The sequence below is a fragment of the Exiguobacterium sp. s141 genome, assembly GCF_018618085.1.
GTDB lineage: Bacteria > Bacillota > Bacilli > Exiguobacteriales > Exiguobacteriaceae > Exiguobacterium > Exiguobacterium mexicanum_A.
Genome location: NZ_JACSLJ010000028.1, coordinates 1 through 219 on the forward strand (window position 1 = coordinate 1; position 219 = coordinate 219).

Genomic DNA, 219 nt, shown 5'->3' on the forward strand with positions numbered 1-219 from the left:
GAGGTAGATAGGTCATGGGTGGAAGCACGGCGACGTGTGGAGCTGAATGATACTAATCGGTCGAGGCTTTGATCTAGTCTAACGGTTTGTATGAACTGATGAGTCTTCAGTTTTGAGAGAACGATCTCTCTTGTCTGGTGGCGATAGCGAAGTGGTCACACCCGTTCCCATGCCGAACACGGAAGTTAAGCGCTTCAGCGCCGAAAGTAGTTGGGGGTC

1 rRNA gene is annotated in these 219 nt (G+C 51.1%); it reads left to right on the forward strand.

Going from position 1 to position 219, the window contains the following annotated elements:
* Positions 1-133 precede the first annotated feature (133 nt).
* Positions 134-219 (forward strand): 5S ribosomal RNA (rrf, locus tag KNP74_RS14885); the annotation flags it as partial.